17 protein-coding genes are annotated in these 20,060 nt (G+C 72.2%); 8 read left to right on the forward strand and 9 right to left on the reverse strand.

The genetic code is table 11. The annotated features are described in order from the left end of the window. Positions 1 to 111 precede the first annotated feature (111 nt). Together ftsL and rsmH are read right to left on the reverse strand one after the other, a co-directional pair. Positions 112 to 675, reverse strand: a complete 564-nt coding sequence (ftsL, locus tag EF387_RS09395) for a cell division protein FtsL (protein ID WP_128376060.1) — start codon at positions 673 to 675, stop codon at positions 112 to 114. 133 nt (positions 676 to 808) lie between these two features. Next, positions 809 to 1,768 (reverse strand): 16S rRNA (cytosine(1402)-N(4))-methyltransferase RsmH, encoded by a 960-nt coding sequence (gene rsmH / locus EF387_RS09405; RefSeq protein WP_128376061.1) that lies wholly within the window; start codon positions 1,766 to 1,768, stop codon positions 809 to 811. Positions 1,769 to 2,270: 502 nt separating this feature from the next. Here rsmH and EF387_RS09410 point away from each other — a divergent pair. The 4 genes from EF387_RS09410 (at position 2,271) to EF387_RS09425 (ending at position 7,920) form a co-directional block, all read left to right on the forward strand. Next, on the forward strand, positions 2,271 to 2,819 hold the full coding sequence (locus EF387_RS09410) for a beta-class carbonic anhydrase (protein ID WP_128376062.1): 549 nt from the start codon (positions 2,271 to 2,273) through the stop codon (positions 2,817 to 2,819). A gap of 285 nt (positions 2,820 to 3,104) precedes the next feature. After that, positions 3,105 to 4,148: an AAA family ATPase gene (locus EF387_RS09415; RefSeq protein WP_128376063.1), complete on the forward strand. Its 1,044-nt coding sequence runs from the start codon at positions 3,105 to 3,107 to the stop codon at positions 4,146 to 4,148. Continuing rightward, entirely contained in the window at positions 4,148 to 5,512 is a 1,365-nt protein-coding gene (locus EF387_RS09420) for a DUF58 domain-containing protein (protein WP_128376064.1), read from the forward strand. The genes EF387_RS09415 and EF387_RS09420 overlap by 1 nt, the downstream gene beginning before the upstream one ends. After that, complete coding sequence (locus tag EF387_RS09425; protein ID WP_128376065.1) at positions 5,509 to 7,920, forward strand: transglutaminase TgpA family protein; 2,412 nt, start codon at positions 5,509 to 5,511, stop codon at positions 7,918 to 7,920. Before EF387_RS09420 ends, EF387_RS09425 begins: the two co-directional genes overlap by 4 nt. A gap of 631 nt (positions 7,921 to 8,551) precedes the next feature. Here EF387_RS09425 and EF387_RS09430 read toward each other — a convergent pair. The 3 genes from EF387_RS09430 to EF387_RS09440 form a co-directional block, all read right to left on the reverse strand. Further along, entirely contained in the window at positions 8,552 to 8,947 is a 396-nt protein-coding gene (locus EF387_RS09430; protein ID WP_128376066.1) for a DUF3040 domain-containing protein, read from the reverse strand. 282 nt (positions 8,948 to 9,229) lie between these two features. Continuing rightward, positions 9,230 to 10,000 (reverse strand): class I SAM-dependent methyltransferase, encoded by a 771-nt coding sequence (locus EF387_RS09435; protein ID WP_128376067.1) that lies wholly within the window; start codon positions 9,998 to 10,000, stop codon positions 9,230 to 9,232. A gap of 168 nt (positions 10,001 to 10,168) precedes the next feature. Further along, the gene (locus tag EF387_RS09440; protein ID WP_128376068.1) at positions 10,169 to 10,708 is read right to left on the reverse strand and encodes an SAV_6107 family HEPN domain-containing protein; all 540 of its coding nucleotides are present in this window, start codon (positions 10,706 to 10,708) and stop codon (positions 10,169 to 10,171) included. Between the two features lie 197 nt (positions 10,709 to 10,905). On the opposite strand from EF387_RS09440, the gene EF387_RS09445 reads away from it, so the two are divergent. The 4 genes from EF387_RS09445 to EF387_RS09460 all read left to right on the forward strand — a co-directional run bounded on the left by EF387_RS09445 (position 10,906) and on the right by EF387_RS09460 (position 16,697). Next, on the forward strand, positions 10,906 to 11,820 hold the full coding sequence (locus EF387_RS09445; RefSeq protein ID WP_128376069.1) for an ATP-binding cassette domain-containing protein: 915 nt from the start codon (positions 10,906 to 10,908) through the stop codon (positions 11,818 to 11,820). Then, positions 11,792 to 13,876, forward strand: a complete 2,085-nt coding sequence (locus EF387_RS09450; protein ID WP_128376070.1) for a YhgE/Pip family protein — start codon at positions 11,792 to 11,794, stop codon at positions 13,874 to 13,876. Before EF387_RS09445 ends, EF387_RS09450 begins: the two co-directional genes overlap by 29 nt. Positions 13,877 to 13,929: 53 nt before the next feature. Further along, positions 13,930 to 14,580 carry a TetR/AcrR family transcriptional regulator gene (locus EF387_RS09455; protein WP_128376071.1) on the forward strand — a complete coding sequence of 217 codons (651 nt, stop codon included), beginning with the start codon at positions 13,930 to 13,932 and terminating at the stop codon, positions 14,578 to 14,580. Positions 14,581 to 15,212: 632 nt separating this feature from the next. Beyond that, positions 15,213 to 16,697: a phytoene desaturase family protein gene (locus tag EF387_RS09460; RefSeq protein ID WP_128376072.1), complete on the forward strand. Its 1,485-nt coding sequence runs from the start codon at positions 15,213 to 15,215 to the stop codon at positions 16,695 to 16,697. Between the two features lie 162 nt (positions 16,698 to 16,859). Here the strand turns inward: EF387_RS09460 and EF387_RS09465 are convergent, their stop codons facing one another. The 4 genes from EF387_RS09465 to EF387_RS09480 form a co-directional block, all read right to left on the reverse strand. Further along, entirely contained in the window at positions 16,860 to 17,819 is a 960-nt protein-coding gene (locus EF387_RS09465) for an SCO2102 family sporulation regulator (RefSeq protein ID WP_128376073.1), read from the reverse strand. Positions 17,820 to 17,881: 62 nt separating this feature from the next. Beyond that, positions 17,882 to 18,799 (reverse strand): methylenetetrahydrofolate reductase [NAD(P)H], encoded by a 918-nt coding sequence (metF, locus tag EF387_RS09470; protein ID WP_128376074.1) that lies wholly within the window; start codon positions 18,797 to 18,799, stop codon positions 17,882 to 17,884. A 126-nt stretch (positions 18,800 to 18,925) separates the two neighbouring features. Continuing rightward, the gene (gene thiE, locus EF387_RS09475) at positions 18,926 to 19,576 is read right to left on the reverse strand and encodes a thiamine phosphate synthase (RefSeq protein WP_128376075.1); all 651 of its coding nucleotides are present in this window, start codon (positions 19,574 to 19,576) and stop codon (positions 18,926 to 18,928) included. A gap of 78 nt (positions 19,577 to 19,654) precedes the next feature. Then, complete coding sequence (locus EF387_RS09480) at positions 19,655 to 20,020, reverse strand: Rv2175c family DNA-binding protein (RefSeq protein WP_128376076.1); 366 nt, start codon at positions 20,018 to 20,020, stop codon at positions 19,655 to 19,657. Positions 20,021 to 20,060: the final 40 nt, after the last annotated feature.

Consider the following 20,060-nt stretch of genomic DNA (forward strand, 5'->3'; position numbering starts at 1 on the left):
TGGGGCGCCGGGCGGGGCGGGCGCCCGGGCCCGGGCGGCGCTGTGCCTGGCGTGCGGACCCGGCGGGTCCGGGCACGCGGCGGCGCGGCGGCTGCCTGTCGGACACTTCCGTCACCTGCCGGTGGTCGTCGGGGAGGCGGTCTGGGTGGGTGTGGGGGTGCCGGGCGCGGGTGAGGGCGGGCGCGGTGCGGGAGTCCCCGTCGAGGGCGCGGGCGCGGTCGCGGACGGTCGCGACGCGGCCGAGGTGGGCGTCGGGTCCGAGAGCACCTCGGGCGGGCGCACCGCGGGGGTCCGGGCCGAGGACTGCGCGGCCGCGCTGGGTACGCCCTTGACGGTGCCGTCCGGGTTGAGGAAGGCCGGGTCGCCGCCGGGCACCATGGCCAGTTCGCGGGCGCGGCGGTGGAGGGCGTCGGGGGCGGAGTAGGCGTCCACGTCCCGCTGCAGTTGCTGTTCCTCGTCGGTGAGGTTCTTGGTGTCCTTCTGGAGGTCGTCGAGCCGGAAGGAACCCTCGCTGAGCGCCGAGTTCAGCATGAGGAGGCCGATGAGCCCGCCGCCGAGCAGGAGCACGACGAGCACGACGAACGGGGTTCGGGCGGCCTGCCGGCCTCCCGAGGCGGTCGGGAAGAGCCGGGCCAGCCGTGCGGCCCGCCCCCGTAGTTCGGGTGTCCTCCTCACGCGGCCTCCCCCAGCGCGTCCCGTTCCGCTTCCCCGGCGTCTGCGCCCTCTCCGGCCGCTTCTGCCCCCTGAGCCTCTTCCGCCCCTTCCGTTTCTTCTGCCCCTGCGGCCTCTGGGATTTCTCCGGCTGGTCTCACTCCGCCGTGTCCTCACGGATCCGCTGGGCTCCGCGCAGGCGCGCGGGGGCGGCCCGGCGGTTCTCCGCGACCTCTTCCTCGCTGGGCAGTTCGGCGCCGCGGGTGAGGAGCTTCAGGCGGGGCTGGTAGCGCTCGGGGACGACCGGCAGGCCGGGCGGGGCGGTGGAGGCGGCGCCCGCCGCGAGGACCTGCTTGACCAGCCGGTCCTCCAGCGAGTGGTACGACAGCACGGCGATCCGGCCACCCACGGCGAGCGCCCGCACGGCCGCGGGGATGGCCCGCTCCAGGACGGCGATCTCGCCGTTGACCTCGATCCGCAGGGCCTGGAAGGTGCGCTTGGCGGGGTTGCCGCCGGTGCGCTTGGCAGCCTGCGGCAGTGCCTCGCGGATCAGCTCGACCAGCCTGGCGCTGTTGCTGAACGGCTCTTTCTCGCGCTCGCGCACGATGGCGGACACGATCCGCTTGGCCTGCTTCTCCTCTCCGTAGGCCCGCAGGATGCGCACCAGTTCGCCCGCGGGGTAGGTGTTGAGCACCTCGGCCGCGCTGATCCCGGTCGACTGGTCCATGCGCATGTCCAGCGGCGCGTCCTGCGCGTACGCGAACCCGCGTTCGGCCTCGTCGAGCTGCATGGAGGAGACACCGAGGTCGAAGAGGATCCCCTGGACACGCGGCACGCCCAGCCGGTCGAGGACGGTGGGCAGTTCGTCGTAGACGGCGTGTACCAGGGTGGCGCGGTCGCCGTAGGGGGCGAGCCGCTCCCCGGACAGCCGCAGCGCCTCCTTGTCCCGGTCCAGCGCGACGAGCCGGGCCTCGGGGAAGCGGCTGAGCAGGGCCTCGCTGTGACCGCCGAGGCCGAGGGTGCAGTCGACGACGACCGCTCCGGGCCGCTCGAGTGCCGGGGCCAGCAGGTCCAGGCACCGCTGGAGCATCACCGGGACGTGTCGACTACCGCTCAAGGGGCCCTCTCAGGTCCGGCGCGCCGATACGCACCGCCGGGTCCCCGCCCGCTCGTGAAGGGGAGGCCTGCCGGCGCCGGAAGCGTCAGCCGACCGGGAGCGGGAGGAGGCCGAGCCGTACGTACGCGCCGCGCACGTGGGGAGACCGTACGAATCCTTCGAAGACCGCCGGATCTCGGGGAACAACAGTCCAGCGAGGAGAGTCTCGTCTCCCGCTTCGCGTCACTTTAGTCCACGGTGTCGCGCGGTCAATCAACCGGCCTGCGCGTCGCCGTGCCTAGGCGGGGGTCCGGCGGGCGGCTGCGAACGCGGGGTCGGGCGACTCCTACGATCCGCCGGATTCACCCGGACATCCGGCGGATTCGACCGAATGTCCATTGGATTCGCCCGTACGGCCGTGTCCGCGCCAGGCGTGTGGGTTGCCTCACAACCAGCCGCGATGACGTTCTTTGTCCTCCCTCACACCGGGCTCGCGCCCCGTGTGACCAGTACCGTCATAGGTATGACGACTTCCGCATCCGTACCCACCGAGCCCGAAGGCGCCATAACCACCGACGGCACCGTCACCGACCGCCTCGTCGACGCCAACCGGCAGTACGCCGCCGCGTTCACCGATCCCGGGATGGACGCCCGCCCCGTCCTGCACGTCGCTGTCGTGGCCTGCATGGACGCCCGCCTCGACCTTCACGCGGCACTCGGCCTGGAACTGGGCGACTGCCACACCATCCGCAACGCGGGCGGAGTCGTCACCGACGACGTGATCCGTTCCCTCACCATCAGCCAGCGGGCGCTCGGCACCCGCAGCGTGGTCCTCATCCACCACACCGGCTGCGGCCTGGAGTCGCTGACGGAGGAGTTCCGGCACGACCTGGAGATGGAGGTCGGCCAGCGCCCGGCGTGGGCGGTGGAGGCCTTCCGGGACGTCGAGCAGGACGTCCGCCAGTCCATGCAGCGGGTGCGCACCTCGCCGTTCCTGTTGTACACCGACGACGTCCGGGGCTTCGTCTTCGACGTGACGACGGGGTTGCTGCGCGAGGTCGATCCGGCCTAGGGACCGGGCTCCCGGGCCGGGATCGGACGCCTCCATCCCTTCGCCCGGCGTTCACACAGCCCCTACGTAACGGAACTCACGCCGCCCTGCAGGCACCCAAAGGGACAAAGACCCGACATATCGCGGCCAGTTATCCACAGGCGAGTGACACGAACCGGTAACGGCAACAAGAATGCGGGTGTGGCGTCACGCGGAACTGTTCGCGCGTGGTGTCCGTGTTTCGGGGTGGGCCGGTCCGCATCGCAGAGCGTCGGCCCGTAGAAAGAACGGGCCGAGGAGGGCCGGGTGACGACCTATGACGATCGAGCGAGCCTCACTGATCTGACCGCCACCGTGGAGCGAGTCCGCAGTTCGGTGGAGGAAGTGATCGAGGGCAAGCCTGAGGTCGTACGGCTTTCGCTGACCGTGCTGCTCGCCGAGGGACATCTTCTGATCGAGGATGTCCCCGGCGTCGGCAAGACCATGCTGGCCAAGGCACTGGCGCGGTCCATCGACTGCTCGGTGCGGCGTATTCAGTTCACGCCCGACCTGCTGCCCTCGGACATCACGGGTGTGTCCATCTGGGACCAGCAGCGGCGGGACTTCGAGTTCAAACCGGGCGCGATCTTCGCACAGATCGTGATCGGCGACGAGATCAACCGGGCGTCGCCGAAGACGCAGTCCGCGCTCCTTGAGTCCATGGAGGAGCGCCAGGTCACCATCGACGGGCAGACGTACGAACTGCCCAGCCCCTTCATGGTGGTGGCCACCCAGAACCCGGTCGAGATGGAGGGCACCTACCCGCTGCCGGAGGCGCAGCGCGACCGCTTCATGGCACGGGTCTCCGTGGGCTACCCGAGCGCGGAGGCCGAGCTGCAGATGCTGGACGTCCACGGCGGCGTGTCGCCGCTGGAGGACCTGCAGCCCGTGGCCCATGCGCACGAGATCGTGAAGCTCATCGAGGCCGTGCGCAACGTCCATGTGGCCGAGGCGGTGCGGCGCTACGCGGTGGACCTGGTCTCCGCCACGCGCACGCATCCGGACCTCAGACTCGGCGCCTCGCCGCGCGCCACGCTGCACCTGCTGCGCGCCGCGAAGGCGTCCGCCGCACTCAGCGGCCGGGAGTACGCCCTGCCGGACGACGTGCAGGCACTCGCCGTGGCTGTGCTGGCCCACCGGCTGCTGCCGACCGCCCAGGCCCAGCTCAACCGCCGTACCGCGGAGCAGGTCGTCCAGGAGATCCTGCAGCGCACACCGGTACCCGCGGCTCCCCAGCCGCAGGCCGGCTTCCCGATGGGCCGTGGTCAGGGCGCCCCGGTCTTCGGCCAGCAGCCGCCCCGGAGGCTGTGATGACCACCGGAGGGGCGCCGCCGCGGGCCGAGGATGACAAGGGCGGGCTGCGTACGGCGCTCGCCGGCCTCACCACCCGCGGACGGTCCTTCCTGGCCGCCGGCATCGCCGCCGCGATCTGCGCCTACGTCCTCGGGCAGAGCGATCTGCTCCGGGTCGGGCTGCTGCTCGCGGTGCTGCCGCTGGTCTGCGCGACGGTGCTCTACCGCACCCGCTACCGGGTCGCGGGCAGCCGCCGGCTGTCACCCGCGCGCGTGCCCGCCGGTGCCGAGGCCCGGGTGCATCTGCGCATGGACAACGTCTCCCGGCTGCCCACCGGCCTGCTGATGCTGCAGGACCGGGTGCCGTACGTGCTGGGGCCCAGGCCCCGGTTCGTGCTGGACCGGGTCGAGGCGGGCGGCCGGCGCGAGGTGTCCTACCGGGTCCGTTCTGATCTGCGCGGCCGTTATCCGCTGGGTCCGTTGCAGCTGCGGCTGAGCGACCCGTTCGGGATGTGCGAGCTGACGCGGTCCTTCTCGACGTACGACACGCTGACGGTGATCCCGCGTGTGGAGCCGCTCCCCCCGGTGCGGCTGAGCGGTGAGGCCAAGGGGTACGGCGACGGACGGCAGCGCTCGCTGGCGCTGGCCGGCGAGGACGACGTCATCCCGCGCGGGTACCGCTACGGCGACGACCTGCGACGCGTGCACTGGCGTTCGACCGCACGCTACGGCGAGTTGATGGTGCGCCGCGAGGAACAGCCGCAGCGGGCCCGCTGCACGGTGCTGCTGGACACCAGGGAGATCGCCTTCGAGGGCGCGGGCCCGGACTCGGCCTTCGAATGGGCCGTGTCCGGTGCGGCGTCCGCGCTGGTGCACATGCTCGAACGCGGCTTCTCCGTGCGCCTGTTGACCGACACCGGCAGTTCGGTGCCCGGCGAGGGCGGTGACGGGTTCGCCGGCGCCAGCGGGGAGTCGGCGGACGCGGCAGGTCTGATGATGGACACGCTCGCGGTCATCGACCACTCCGACGGAACGGGCCTGTCCCGTGCCTACGACGTCCTGCGCGGCGGGAACGAGGGACTGCTGATCGCGTTCTTCGGCGATCTGGACGAGGAACAGGCGACGGTGGTCGCCAAGATGCGCCAGCGCAGCGGCGGCGCGATCGCCTTCCTGCTGGACAGCGAGTCCTGGGTGCGCGAGTCCACCGATGTGCCCGGCTCGCCGGCGCTGGGCGACGAGCGGCTGCGGATGCTGCGCGAGGCGGGCTGGACCGCGGTCGCGGTGCCGCCGGGGGCCGGGATCGTCGACATGTGGCGGCAGGCCGACCAGCAGCGCACCGGTGTGGTCTCCGCTCCGACGGTTTCTACTGGAGGGAACTCATGAGCGGCCGCGCACGACTGGCGCTGTGCGCCACGCTGGCCACGCTGCTGGCGGCCTGCGCGATGCTGCCGCTGGTCTCCCCCGCCACCTGGTACCTGCAGGCGGCGGCCATGCTCGCGGTGCAGACGGGTGTGGGCGCGGCGACCCGTCGGGTGCCGCTGGCCCGGCCGCTGACCGTGGCGTCGCAGGCGCTGGTCACCCTGATGATGCTGACGGTGAGCTTCGCGCGCGAGCAGTCGCTGATCGGGCTTGTGCCGGGGCCCGAGGCGTTCCAGCGGTTCGGCGAGCTTCTGCAGGCGGGTGCCGAGGACGTCAGCCGGTACTCGACCCCGGCGCCGCTGTCCCCCGGCATCCGGCTGATGCTGGTCGGCGGCGTTCTGGTGATCGGTCTGCTGGTGGACGCGCTCGCCGTGACCTTCCGCAGCGCCGCCCCGGCCGGGCTGCCGCTGCTCGCGCTGTACTCGGTCGCCGCCGGGCTCTCCGACGGCGGCGCGGGCTGGGTGTGGTTCGTGCTGGCCGCCGCCGGTTACCTGGTGCTGCTGCTGGCCGAGGGCCGGGACCGGCTGTCCCAGTGGGGCCGCGTCTTCGGTGGGGGGGCCCGCGCCCCGGGTCCGGGTCCGGGTCCGGAGCCGGCGGGCGGCGCGGTGGCGCCGTTGCGCACGGGTCGCCGGATCGGCGTCGTCGCGCTCGGTATCGCCCTGGTAGTGCCGCTCGGACTGCCCGCGCTGAACGGCGGCCTCCTGGACGCCACGGGGGCCGGTGTCGGCACGGGCTCCGGGGGTGGCGGCACAATCTCCGCGGTGAACCCGCTGGTCTCGCTGCGCGACAGCCTGAACGTCGACCAGGACCGCGAAGTCCTGTCGTACCGCACCGACTCCGACGACACGCAGGACATGTACCTGCGGATCGTCTCGCTCGACGACTTCGACGGGACGGCCTGGAAGCCGGCGGTGCGGAGCATCACCGACGTGCCGAAGGGGGAGTTCCCGAGCCCGCCCGGCCTCGGCCAGGACGTGCGCCGCACCGAGGTCACGACGACCATCTCGGCGTCGGGCGACTACGCGCAGGACTGGCTGCCGATGCCGTACCCCGTCAGCCAGGTGGACGTGAAGGGCAGTTGGCGGTACGAGCCGGTGGGCCGCACTCTGGTGGGCGACCACGGACAGACCACGCGCGGTTCCTCGTACCAGGTGTCGAGCCTGATCGTGCAGCCGACGGCCGAGCAACTGGCCAACGCGCCACGGCCGCCGTCGGCCCTCGAGCGGGAGTTCACCAAGGTGCCGGAGTCACTGCCGGACGTGGTGGCGCGGACCGCGCGCGAGCTGACCGAGGGCGCGAAGAACAACTACGAGCGAGCGGTCAAGCTCCAGGACTGGTTCGCGGTGGACGGCGGGTTCACCTACGACACGCAGGTGCAGGTCGGCAGCGGTTCGCAGGCGATCGCGCGGTTCCTGAGGGACAAGGAGGGCTTCTGCGTCCACTTTTCCTTCGCGATGGCCGCGATGGCCCGGACCCTGGACATACCGGCGCGGGTCGCGGTGGGCTTCACACCCGGGTCGCCGAAGGCCGACGGTACGAACTCGGTGACGCTGCGGGACGCGCACGCGTGGCCCGAGCTGTACTTCGAGGGTGTCGGCTGGACCCGTTTCGAGCCGACGCCGAACCGGGGCACGGTGCCGTCCTACACCCGCTCGGAGACCTCCAGCGGCTCGGCCGGTCTGCCGGACACTCCCTCGCGGGCCGCGTCCCCGGCGCCCTCCGCGGCTCCCTCGACGTCGGAGAGCTGCTCGTCGGACGCCAAGGAGCTGGGGGCGTGTGAGAGCGAGTCGCCGCAGGCCGCGTTCGGGGTCACCAGGAACGGCACGCCGTGGCTGCTGATCTTCGGCCTGACGCTGGCCGGACTGGCCCTGGTGGCACTGCCCTTGCTCCCGATGCTGTGGCGGATGCGGGTACGTTCGCAACGGCTGGGTACCCATGGCCGGACCGAGGCGGACGCCGCCGCGCACACGCTGGCGGTCTGGCTCGAGGCGACCGACTCGGCGTGGGACTACGGGATAGCGCCGGACGAGTCGCTGACGCCACGCAAGGCGGCGGCACGCATCGTACGGCTCGGCCGGCTGGACCACACGACGGCGGCGTCGGTGCACCGGGTGGCGGATGCGGTGGAGCAGGTGCTGTACGCGCCGCGACCGCGGTTCGCTCCGGGGCTTTCGGATGACGTCCGCAGGATGTCGGACGCGCTGGGGGCCTCGGTGAGCCGTGGAACGCGGTTCAGGGCCCGGTTCGCGCCGCGCTCGGCCGTCCGGGTGATGTGGACGCTGTCGGAGCGCTGGGCGGCCCTCCAGGACCGCTGGACGGCCAAAGCCAAACGTCCGGCGTTCTTGCAACGGTTGTCCCGCCAGGGCAGCTGACCATTCCTGACCAGTCCACCGGGGGCGGGGCTTCGTGCCCCGCCCCTCGTTTTTCGCCTTCTCCGACCTCTCCGCCGCCCCGACCTCTCTGCCGCCCAGCCCCGCCCGCTCCGCTCTCCGCGCGATCGGCCCTCTTCGCCCGCTCCGCCCATGCGTCGCTTTCCAGGAACTCGCCCCCGGGTGCCCCCGCTCTGCCCTCGCGCAGGGGCCACGGGTGCCCCCGCTCAGTCCCCAGCCCGCTCAGTCCCCAGCCCGCTCAGTCCGCGTTCCCTCAGCCCTCTTCAGCCGCTCCGCCCTACCGGCCCCGAGGGCCGTCCTTGCGATCGGTCCCGCGTTCCGGGGCCGGCGGTCCCGCATGCCGTCCCTCCGGGCTCGGGTTCCTGGGCTGCGCGGCCAGCTCCCCGGAGCAGCGGCTGGCCTGGCAGGGACTCCGTCCGTCCGCAGACGCGACGGAAACCCACCCCTGCCCGTTCATCGGCCCACACGGCGGCCCACACGGCCAGCTGTCAAGGCGGCCCACACGGCTCCACAGAGCCTCCGAGAGCCCGCCCGGGCATCGCCGCGCGGGCATGCGTGTGGGGGTGACCACCGGTCGGTGGTCACCCCCACACGGCAGGACTCAGGACGAGGGCTAGTGCCCTTGCTCGTCGCGCCGCCGCTGCCAGCGTTGTTCGATGCGGTCCATCATGGAGCGGCGCTGCCGTCCCTGACGGCGAGCGGCTGGGGAACCTGCCGCAGACGTCTGCTCACCCGGCTTGGGGGCCTTGCGCCAACCGGTGACGGCGAGAACCGCGCAGCCCAGCATGACGAGGAATCCCACCACGCTGACCCAGATCTGCTTGGCGACCATTCCGGCCATGAGGAGCGCGATACCCACCAGGAAGCCAGCGACCGCCTGGTAGACCCGTCGTCGGGTGTACGTACGCAGCCCGCTTCCCTCAAGCGCTGTCGCGAACTTGGGATCTTCGGCGTACAGCGCTCGCTCCATCTGCTCGAGCATTCGCTGCTCGTGCTCCGAGAGCGGCACGGAGTCCTCCTCATCGTGCGGTCGCTGGGGCGACGACCCGGGGGTCCCCTTCAGGATAGGCAGGGAATCGCCCCCGTGAAACCCGCCCCTCTGCGCCAATTGGCCAACCGGAAACCGCCATGGCCGACCCGATCCGCTGAGGCGTGCATTCCCCAGCGAGCCGTGTGTCATGCCGGACGGTCTCCCTCGATCATACGGCGCCGAGCGTCCGATCGGGTGGTCCTGTGGCGTACTCCATCCGCCTCGGCGGCGCTGATCAGCGCGGTTTCCCCGGAGTGTCGCTCAGGCCCCAGCCGCCCCAGGAGTCTCACCGAGGACGTGAAGTTGGGTGGCCACGGAGTGGAAGGCGGTGAGCTCGGCGGCCGCGGCCTCCAGCTTCAGCAGGGCGTCCAGGGCTCCGGGCTCCGTGTCCACGAGCACACCGGGGACGAGGTCCGCGAAGACCCGCACGCCGTGCACGGCGCCGACCTGGAGGCCCGCGCCCTCGACGAGTGAGGTGAGTTGCCCGGCGGTGAAGCGCCGGGGCATCGGGTCACCCTCGCCCCAGCGTCCGTCCGGGTCGTCGAGCGCCTGGCGGGCCTCCTTGAAGTGCCCGGCGAGAGCGCGCGCGAGCACCGCACCGCCGAGCCCTGCCGCGAGGACGCTGAGCACCCCCTCGGAGCGCAGCGCGCGGACGGCGTTGCGGACGCCCTCGGCCGGGTCGTCCACGTACTCCAGCACGCCGTGGCAGAGCACCACGTCGTAACCGCCGGGTTCGACGACGTCGAACAGACCGTGCGCGTCACCCTGGACGCCGCGCACGCGGTCGGCGACGCCGGCCTCGGCGGCCCGGCGCTCCAGCGCGAACAGCGCGTTGGGGCTGGGATCGACGACGGTGACGCGGTGGCCGAGCCGGGCGACGGGCACCGCGAAGTTGCCGCTGCCGCCCCCGGTGTCGAGGACGTCCAGCGCCTCCCGGCCCGTGGCCTTGACCCGGCGTTCGAGGGCGTCCTTGAGAACGTCCCAGACCACGGCGGTACGGAGGGAGGCGCGGGGGCGCATCGGGTCCGACACGGCAGTTGACTCCTCGGCGCGGCACCGCCTGGTGTACGGCGGAGCGATGGGGTACCTCCCCTGCCTCGTGAGCGCAGGTGAGGTGCATGCGACCCCAACCCTATTGCCTACGGGCGTGAACCCGGTCCCCCGTCTCACATGGCACGGGAGCGCCCCTCCGGGCCCCGGTCAGCCGGCGTCCGGCACCTCCCGCTCCTCGTCCGGGCGGGGTTGGGGCAGCACCGGCTGAAGCACCAGCATCCGCTCGACGAGGCGCAGGAACATCGCCACGTCGCGTATCAGGTCGTCCGCGTCGCGGCTGCTGGCCGCGCCGCGGATGCCCGCTTCGGCCCGGGCCCGGCGGGTGGCTCCCGCCGCGAACAGCGCGCTCCACTCGGCCAGTTCGGGCGCTATCTCCGGGAGCACTTCCCAGGCGCTCCGTATCTTGGCCCGGCGCCTCGCGGTGGGCTCCGGGCGGCCCCGGGCGGCGAGCACGGCGGCGGCGGTGCGCAGCGCGGCCAGATGGGCCGTGGCGTACTGCTCGTTCGGCGTTTCGAGGACCGCCGCCTCGTCCAGCCCGGCACGGGCCTGGGCGAGCAGGTCGAGGGCGGCGGGCGGGGCCGTGGTGCGGCGTAGAACGGGGTGCACGTCGCTCGCCGGGCCGTTCAGTGAGGGGGCAGGGCCGGTGGCGCGGCGCCGGCGTGCGGCGGCTGCGTTGGAGCTGGCCATGACGAACCTCCTGTCGTCTCTGTCACGGCTTGGTGGCCGTATGTACCCATCGTGAGGTATGGCACTGACAATCCGTCCTGACCTGGGCTTTTGCTTCGATCGGCCGTTCGGGATACTTTTTGCACTGACCAGTCAGTTCAAAAACTTGCTGGGGGTCCGCGCAGCGGGACCCGCAGCGTGAGGGTGAGGGGGAAGCCGTGGACGGTCCGGACGGTGTCGCCGTCAGCGCCGAGGGCTTGGGGCTGAGAGGGCCGCGCGGCTGGGTGTTCCGGGGTGTCGGTATCGACGCGCCGCCCGGGTCGCTGATCGCGCTGGAGGGGCCGTCCGGCTCCGGCCGCACCTCACTGCTGCTGACGCTCACCGGGCGGATGAGGCCGCGCGAGGGGCGGGCCACCGTCGGATCCCACCACCTCCCGAAGCAGATGGCCGCGGTGCGCCGGATCAGCGGCCTCGCCCATGTTCCGGGCGTCAGTGAACTGGACCCGGCGCTGACCGTCGGCGAGCACCTGCGGGAACGGACCCTGCTGGAACGGCGGTTCACCGGTTCGCCGCGCGGGCTGCTGCGCCCGCGCGGTGAGCGCGCGGCAACGGCCCGGCAGCGGATCGAGACCGCGCTGAGTGCCGCCGGTCTCGTCCCGGACGCGCTGCCCAAGGGCGCGCGGACCGCCGTACGGGACCTGGAACGCCTGGAGGCGCTGCGGCTGTCCGTCGCGCTGGCGCTGATCGGCCGTCCGAGGCTGCTCGCCGTGGATGACACCGACCTGAAGCTGTCGGCCGCGGAACGGGCCGAGGCCTGGGAGCTGTTGAACTCTCTGGCCGAGGGCGGCACCACGGTCGTGACGGTGTGCAGCGAGGCACCCGAGGGAGCGGTCGTGGTGTCCACGGCACCCGCCCAGGACGCGCCCGCGCTGTCAGCGGCACCCGCCCAGGACACGCCCGAGGAGGGCGAGAACGAGAGCGAGAACGACGGCAACGACAGCGAGAACGACGGCGCAGAGGGCGCAGACAGCGCAGCCGCCGAAGACGCCGGAGGCGGCGCAGACAGCGAGAACGACAGCGAAGACAACGACAAGGAGACGGCGGATGCGCTCGCCGAAACTGGCCGCGCTTGAGCTCAGGCGCTTCGGCAGGGGACGGCTGCCGCGCGCCGCGCTGGCCTCGCTCCTGCTGCTGCCCCTGCTGTACGGCGCCCTCTACCTGTGGTCGTTCTGGGACCCCTACGGCCGCCTCGACCGCATCCCCGTGGCGCTGGTGAACGAGGACCGAGGGGCCACGGTCTCCGGCGAAAGGCTGTACGCGGGCGACGACATCACCAGGGGGCTGCGCGACAGCGACACGTTCCAGTGGCACGAGGTCGGAGCCGAGGAGGCCGCGCGGGGCGTCGAGAACGGCACGTACTACCTGTCACTGACCATGCCCGCCGACTTCAGCAGGCGGATCGCCTCCGCTTCCGGGGACGCCCCGGGGACGAGCGCCCTTCAGGTGCGCACGAACGACGCCAACAACTACATCGTCGGACAGATCTCCCGGACCGTCTTCGGCGAGGTCCGCACGGCCGCGTCCACGAAGGCCTCCCGGTCGTTCCTCGACAGGATCTTCATCTCGTTCTCGGACATCCACGGACGGACCGAGAAGGCCGCCGAGGGGGCCGACGAGCTCACCGGGGGGATCGACCGGGCCGAGAAGGGCTCCAAGGACCTCGCGGACGGGCTCAAGGACGCCAAGGAGGGCAGCAGCAAGCTGTCCGGCGGCTTGAAGAGGCTCGACAAGGGGGCGGGCGATCTGGCCGACGGCTCACGGGCGGTCGCGGACGGCACCCGGGCGCTCGCCGACAAGGTCAACGGGTTCGCCGGCGAGGTGGGTCCGTTCCTGCGGAACAACGAGAAGTCGATCGGCGACACGGGGCGGCTCGTCGCCGACTCCGCGTCCGCGATCCGCCGCAACCTCGACACCCTGGTGAAGACCGCCCCCAAGGCCGCCCGGGGCGCCCGCGAGGCCGCCGAGGCCCTCGACTCCGTCCACACCGCGCGCTGCGTGGAGCAGACGCCTGCCGACCCCGCCTGCGCCGATCTGAAGAAGGCAAAGGAGGCCGCGGCGGACGCGGCGCAGGTCGCCGACGACGTCAACGCCCTGGTGTCCGGCCAGGACGGCGGCCTCGAACGGCTCGACAGCAACCTCGGCACCCTCCAGCGGCTGGCTCAGCGGCTCGCCGACGACGCGCCGCACCTCTCCGAAGACCTCGACGACGCGGTCGGCAGGATCAACGCGCTCAGCAAGGGCGCGGCGCAGGTCGCCGAAGGCGCCGAAAGCCTGCACAGCGGCCTCGGGACCGCCAGGACGGGCGCGTCGGACCTCGACGCGGGCCTCGGCAGGCTGAAGACGGGCGCCTACGACCTGAGCGGCGGCATGTACAAGCTCGCCGACGGCTCCGAGCAGCTCGCGGGCGGCCTGCACGACGGGGCGCGCAAGATCCCCGACTACGGCGAGAAGGACCGCGACCGGCGCACCGAGGTGATGGCCGACCCGGTTCAGCTGGCCTCCAGGGACCTGCACAAGGCGCCCAACTACGGCACCGGTTTCGCGCCGTACTTCATCCCGCTCTCCCTGTGGGTGGGCGCGATGGTGGCCTACATGCTGATCCAGCCGCTCAACCGGCGCGCGCTCGCCATGGGTGCCGCCGCCTGGCGCGTCGCCCTGGCCGGCTGGCTGCCAGTGGCCGCCCTGGGAGTGCTGCAGACCGCCGCCCTGCTGGCGGTGCTGCACTGGGGCGTCGGCCTGCGGATGGCCCGTGCGGCCGGGACGGTGGCCTTCCTGTTCCTGGTGACGGCGTGCTTCGCGGCGATCGTCCAGTGGCTCAACGCACGCTTCGGGGCGGCGGGCCGGATCCTCGTCCTCGCCTTCCTGATGCTCCAGCTGACCTCGGCGGGCGGCACCTACCCGGTGCAGACCAGCCCGGACTTCTTCAACGCGATCCACCCCTTCATGCCGATGAGTTACGTCGTCGACGCCCTCAGGAGGCTGATCACGGGCGGTGGCCTCGGACCGGTCCGGGAGGCGTGCGCGGTGCTAGTCGTGTTCACCGCGGGTGCCCTCGCCCTCACCGCGGCCGCCGCGCGCCGCAAGCAGGTATGGACGCTCGACCGCCTGCACCCGGAGCTGAGCCTGTGAGAACGTCCGCGAGAACCGCCACACCCGGAGCCGGCGCTGTGAGAATCAGGGCCATGGAAAGCAGCAGCAGAACCACGGAGAGCGGCAAACTCACGGAGAGGGGTGGCGGGCGCCGGCAGGCCACCCGGCAGAAGCTGTACGAGGCGGCCGTGACCCTCATCGCCGAGCAGGGCTTCTCGGCCACCACGGTCGACGAGATCGCGGAGCGCGCCGGAGTGGCGAAGGGCACGGTCTACTACAACTTCGCGAGCAAGTCGGTCCTCTTCGAAGAGCTGCTGCGGCACGGCGTGGGACTGCTCACGGCGTCCCTCAGTGAGGCGGCCGAGCGGACCGCGCGCGAGGGCGGCAGCAAGGTCGACGCCCTGGACGCGATGATCCGCGCCGGGCTCGTCTTCATCGACCGCTACCCGGCCTTCACCCAGCTGTACGTGGCCGAGCTGTGGCGCACCAACCGGGCCTGGCAGTCGACCCTGATGGTGGTCCGTCAGGAGGCCGTGGCGGTCGTGGAGGAGGTGTTGCGGGACGGTGTGGGCAGCGGCGAGCTGAGCGACGAGATCGACGTTCCGCTGACGGCCGCCGCCCTGGTCGGCATGGTCCTGGTGGCCGCCCTGGACTGGAAGTCCTTCCAGCCGGAGCGCTCCCTGGACGACGTCCACGCCGCGCTGTCGCGACTGCTCCACGGGCGGGTGAGCGGAGGACGTTGACAGGAGGACGCTGAGAGCGGGACGCGGGCACAGCTGGTCCTGGCCCCCGGGGCTGGAGGGAGCCCCGGGCACACAGGGGAACGCCGGTCCGAGGTGGCCGCGTCCCCCGCGGGCCACTTCGAACCGGCGCATACCCCCGTACCCCCCGTAAGGTCCCCCGGGTATTTCCCCCGCAGTTCCCCCCTGCTCCCCCCCGTATCTCCCCCGACGTTCCCCCGTGCTTCCCCCGTACTCCCGCAGGTCTCCCGACCGGTTCGGCCGGTTTCCCCGCGGGTGTCTCGCTCCCGCCGAACCCTCGGCGGAAGGAGCGGACAGGAGCGTCGCACCGTTTCCGCCGCCCCGTGTCGGCGGTTCCGGTGCCGTGCCCCTCCCGTGCCCCCACTCTCCCGTCCGGGCAGGTGGGGGCCCATCCGCGCGGCTACTCATCTCGGTGACTAAGTACGCGTACTCAGAAGTGCGCACTCATGCCCACGCGGTCCCGTTGCCGATCGGTTACGAATGGTTCCGTTCCGATACTTTCCCGGCCGCGGAGCTGCGGTCGACGGCCGCACCGAACGGGGCGGCTGCCAACCCGGGCGGGCAGCCCACCCGGGCGGGCGGTGATGCCGGTAGGGGCGGATAAAGTCGCGGGCATGGGACGGATCGCGGTGATCGGCGCCGGAATGGGCGCGCTGGCCGCCGCCGCCCGGCTGGCCGTCGCGGGCCACCGGGTGGTGGTGTACGAGCGCGCGGCGACGTACGGCGGAGCGGTGCGCCGCTTCGAGCGGGACGGTTTCGGCTTCGACACCGGCCCCGGGCTGCTGCCACTGCCCGCGGTGTACCGCGACCTGTTCCTCAAGACGGGCAAGGAGCCGCTGGAGGCATGCGTCGAGCTGGTCCAGGTGGACCCGGCGGCCCGGCACGTCTTCGAGGACGGCACCGAGGTCTCACTGCCGAACGCTTCGCGCGCGGGTGCCGTGCAGGCGCTGGAGGCGGCCCTGGGCGGCGGGGCGGGCGAGCGCTGGGGCGACTTCCTGGTACGGGCCCGCGAGGCCTGGGACCGCACGCGGCGGCCGCTCCTGGAAGAGCCGCTGTGGCCGAACTGGTCGGTGCTGGCCGGGCGCGAGCCGTATCCGGCCGTGCCCCACAAGCGGCTGCTGCGCACCAGGAAGGCCCGCACGCTCGCGGACGTGGGCGCCTGGGAGCTGCGCGACCCGCGTCTGAGGGCCCTGCTGGAGAGCCACGCCCTGGTCTACGGCCTGGATCCCCGTGCCACCCCGGCGAGCGCGGCCGTGCTGCCGTACATGGAGCACGCCTTCGGCACCTGGTACGTGCGCGGCGGGATGCGCGAGCTGGCGCGCGCGGTGTACGAGCGGTGCGTCGCCCGGAGGGTCGAGTTCGTCTTCGGCGCCGAGGTCACCCGGATCCTGGAGAAGGACGGCCGGGCGGCGGGCGTCGAGCTGGCGGACGGCGCTGCGGCGGAGGCGGACTTCGTGGTGGCGGGCGTGGCACCCGCCGTACTCGACCGTCTGGGCGTCCCGGCACGGGCCGACGGGGCGGTTCCGCCGCAGTCCGACGCGTCGAGCCGGCTGACGGTCCTGCTGGCCCTTCGGGGCGGGCGACCGGAGGGGACGGCCCATCGGACGGTCCTCCACCCGGAGGACAGCGTGGCGGAACTCATGCGAGTGTTCGAGGACGCGGAAGCCGCCGAGGATCCGACGGTCACCGTGCTGCGCCCCGGAGACCCCTCGCAGGTCCCGGACCCGGACCATGAGGCGGTCACGCTGTCGGTCACGGTGGCGGCGGGTTTCGAGCCGACCGCGGCCTACGTCCAGCAGCTCCTGGCCTGCGCGGAGCGCGCCGTGCCCGACCTGGGCGACCGCCTCCTGTGGCACGAGGTACGCTCCCCGGCCGACTTCGCGGAGGCGACCGGCGCGGACGGTGGCGCGGTGCCCGCCCCGGCCCTGGCGGCGGGAGGCGGACGGCTGCTGCACCCGTCCAACAGCACGGCGGTGCCCGGCCTGTTCACGGTCGGCGGCTGGTCCCACCCAGGCGGCGGTCTGCCGCACGCGGGCATGTCCGGTGCGCTGGTGGCGGGGCTGATCGTGGAAGGGCCGGACTTCCGGGGCTCGCAGTGAGCGCCGGACTGCCGGGGCCCCCGCAGTAAGGACCCGTCTGCCGGGGCTCGCAGTGGGTGCCCGACTGCCGGGCTCCCAGTGAGCGCCGGGCTGCCTGGCTCGCAGTAGACCCCGGCCACGTGAACGGCCTCAGGACGTCAGCTGCCCCAGAACGTGAACGCTTCAGAAACGGTACTGCTGCTCGTCGTAACCGTTGTTGTTCTGCTCGTAGGGGTACGGCTGGTCCGGCGGGAACTCGCCGTTGCCGTAACCCTGGTCGCCCGTGGAGCGCTGGTTCGGCACCCAGACGCCGCCCGGCGGGGTCTCTCCGTAGCCGCCCGTGCCGCCCGTGCCGCCGGTCGCGCCGGTGCCGTACTGGTCCTGGCCGTAGCCCTGCTGACCGTACTGCTGCTGGCCGCCGTCGTACGTGCCGTCGTAGGAGCTGTAGCCCTGCCCGCCGCCGTACTGGTCGGAGTAGCCCGAGTACTGCTGCTGCCCCGCGTCGTAGCCGTAGTGCTGCTGGTCGTAGCCGGAGGAGTAGCCGTCGTAGCCGTAGTTCTGGCTCTGCGCGGTCGCCGCGTACGTCGGGTCGGCGGCCGCCGCGTAGGCCCCGTCGTTGTCGTAGACGCCGTACTGGCTGGTGTCGTCGGGCAGCGGCTGCGGCTGGTAGACCGCGGTGGTCTCGGCCGCGGCGCGCTGCACGAAGCGGTCCTCGGCGGACTGACCGTAGGGGGCCTGGCCGGGCTTGGCGAACACGTCGTCGTCCGAGGCGTCGTGCGCGTCGCCCCGCTCGTCGGGCGAGGCCTCGTCGAGGCCGGAGACGGACAGCGTGGGCTCCTGACGCGACCCCGGCGCGTCCGCGCCGCGGCGTTTGCTGCCGCCGCGCGAGCCCGCGTTGATGGCCCAGCCGGTCGAGAAGCCGCGGCGGAAGGACAGGGTGACGTACGTCTGCCCGACCGCGAACGCCGCGGCGCCCAGGCCGATGACGACCACCGAGGGCAGCAGAACCCCCACCACGACGCCGAGGAAACCGCCGAAGGCCAGCAGCCGCCAGCGCAGGCGGGCCTTGTATTGCAGCAGCACCTCACCGAGCAGCCACAACGCGACGATGCCGAACGCGATGTAGAGGACCGTCCAGCCCATGTACGCCCCTCTCCCAGAAGCCGCTACGCAGTGTGTCGTACGTGGGTGCGGCCGGTCCAGACCTACTGTGCGGGATGCAGGCCCAGGTTCTCGTAGATTTCCAGCGTCGCCGTGGAGTTGTTCAAGGTGATGAAGTGCAACCCCGGGACACCCTCGTCCAGCAGCCGTGCACAGAACTCCGTCGCGAACTCGATCCCGATCGAGCGTACAGCCGCCGGATCGTCTTTGGCTGTGAGGATGCGCTCTTTCAGGACGTCCGGGATGGCGGCGTTGCTGAGCGTGGGCAGCTTCTGGAGCATCCGCACACTGGTGACGGGCATCACCTCGGGGATCACCGGGGTCGTGCAGCCCGCGTCGGCCACCCGGTCCCGCAGCCGGAGGTAGGACTCGGGCTGGAAGAACATCTGCGTGATCGCGTAGTCGGCGCCGGCCCGGCACTTGTCGACGAAGTGCTCGACGTCCTGGTCCCAGTCGGCGGAGCGGGGGTGCATCTCCGGGAAGGCCGCCACGCCGACGCAGAAGTCGCCCGACTCCTTGATGAGCCGGACGAGTTCCGACGCGTAGGTCAGGCCCTGCGGGTGCGGTACCCAGTCGCCCATGGGGTCGCCGGGCGGGTCGCCGCGGACCGCGAGGATGTTGCGGATCCCGGCGTCCGCGTACTGGCCGATGATGTTGCGCAGTTCGGCGATGGAGTGGTTGACGGCGGTGAGGTGGGCGACCGGGGTGAGCGTGGTGTCGGCGACGATCTGCTGGCTCTCCTTGACGGTGCCCGCGCGGGTGGAGCCGCCCGCGCCGTAGGTCACGGACACGAAGTCGGGGGCGACCGCCTCGACCCTCCGCAGCGCGTTCCACAGGCTGCGCTCGCCCTTGGGTGTCTTCGGCGTGTAGAACTCGAACGAGAACGTCCTCTTGCCGGTTGCGAGCATGTCACGCACGGTGCGTGCGCGGTCAGTCCTGGTGGATGCAGTGCCGAGGGCCATACCCGCAGGTTAGTCAGGCCCGCCCGGTCCCCCAACCTGACCTCCGCCTTTTGCCCGGTTTGCCGGGCTGCTGTCCACCCCTCGGACACTCCCGTCCCGGCGGGCGTGCCAATCGGTGGTCCGGCGTCAGTCCGTCGCGCGCAGGCGCTTGGCGAATTCCGTCGCCGCGGCGCCGGGGTCCGTGGCCTCCGTGATGGCGCGTACGACGACCACCCGGCGGGCGCCCGCCTCGATCACCTCGTCGAGGTTGCCGAGGTCGATGCCACCGATGGCGAACCAGGGACGGTCGGTACCCAGCCCGGCCGTGTGGCGGACGAGGTCCAGGCCCGGGGCGTGCCGGCCCGGTTTGGTGGGGGTGGGCCAGCAGGGGCCCGTGCAGAAGTAGTCCACGCCGTCCTGGACGGCCGCCGCGGCGGCCTCCGCCTCGGCGTGCGTGGAGCGGCCTATGAGGATGTCCTCGCCGAGGATGGCGCGGGCCGCGGGGACCGGGAGGTCGCCCTGGCCCAGGTGCAGCACGTCGGGTCCGGCGGCGTGCGCGACGTCCGCGCGGTCGTTGACCGCGAGCAGCTTGCCGTGCCGGCGGCAGGCCTCGGCGAACACCTGGAGGTGCTCCAGTTCCTCGGCCGCCTCCATGCCCTTGTCCCGCAACTGCACGATGTCGACACCGTTCGCCAGGACCTCGTCCAGGAACTCGGCGAGATCGCCCTGTCTCCTCCGGGCGTCCGTGCACAGGTAGACCCGGGCGGCGGCGAGGCGTGCGCGTGCGGTGTCGGGCATGACGGATTCCCCCCGGTCGGTGGCGTACGGACCGCGCGGCTCGGCGGTCCGTACGCCGGACGGTGTGACTGGTTCGGTTCAGACGGCGAGCGCCTGCGCTCGACGCTTCACCTCCGTGCCGCGATTCTCGCTGAGGGCCTGCACGGGGGTGCCGGGCAGGGTCGGGTCGGGGGTGAAGAGCCACTCCAGCATCTCTTCGATGGTGAAGCCGTCGTCCCTCAGGAGCGTCAGGGTTCCGGAGAGGCCCTTGACGATCCTGTTCCCGTCGATGAAGGCGGCGGGAACGTGCAGCGCACGGTTCTCACCACGGCGTACGGCGATCAGCTGGCCTTCCTTGACCAGCTGCCGCACGCGGGTCACCTCGACGTCGAGTGCTTCGGCGATGTCGGGGAGGGTGAGCCAGGCGGGGACGAGAGCATCGATCTTTGCGTCAATCTCGGTCACGCCAACAAGACTGCCATCCCGGACTGACAGTGGGTAGCCG

The organism is Streptomyces cavernae, assembly GCF_004023625.1.
GTDB lineage: Bacteria > Actinomycetota > Actinomycetes > Streptomycetales > Streptomycetaceae > Streptomyces > Streptomyces cavernae.

Excerpts from the sequence above, each read along its gene's own strand:
- EF387_RS09410 (WP_128376062.1), top strand. The coding sequence starts at position 2,271 with ATGACGACTTCCGCATCCGTACCCACCGAGCCCGAAGGCGCCATAACC.
- EF387_RS09420 (WP_128376064.1), top strand. The coding sequence starts at position 4,148 with ATGACCACCGGAGGGGCGCCGCCGCGGGCCGAGGATGACAAGGGCGGG.
- EF387_RS09425 (WP_128376065.1), top strand. The coding sequence starts at position 5,509 with ATGAGCGGCCGCGCACGACTGGCGCTGTGCGCCACGCTGGCCACGCTG.
- EF387_RS09440 (WP_128376068.1), bottom strand. The coding sequence starts at position 10,708 with ATGGCCAGCTCCAACGCAGCCGCCGCACGCCGGCGCCGCGCCACCGGC.
- EF387_RS09450 (WP_128376070.1), top strand. The coding sequence starts at position 11,792 with ATGCGCTCGCCGAAACTGGCCGCGCTTGAGCTCAGGCGCTTCGGCAGG.
- EF387_RS09455 (WP_128376071.1), top strand. The coding sequence starts at position 13,930 with ATGGAAAGCAGCAGCAGAACCACGGAGAGCGGCAAACTCACGGAGAGG.
- EF387_RS09460 (WP_128376072.1), top strand. The coding sequence starts at position 15,213 with ATGGGACGGATCGCGGTGATCGGCGCCGGAATGGGCGCGCTGGCCGCC.
- EF387_RS09465 (WP_128376073.1), bottom strand. The coding sequence starts at position 17,819 with ATGGGCTGGACGGTCCTCTACATCGCGTTCGGCATCGTCGCGTTGTGG.
- metF (WP_128376074.1), bottom strand. The coding sequence starts at position 18,799 with ATGGCCCTCGGCACTGCATCCACCAGGACTGACCGCGCACGCACCGTG.
- thiE (WP_128376075.1), bottom strand. The coding sequence starts at position 19,576 with ATGCCCGACACCGCACGCGCACGCCTCGCCGCCGCCCGGGTCTACCTG.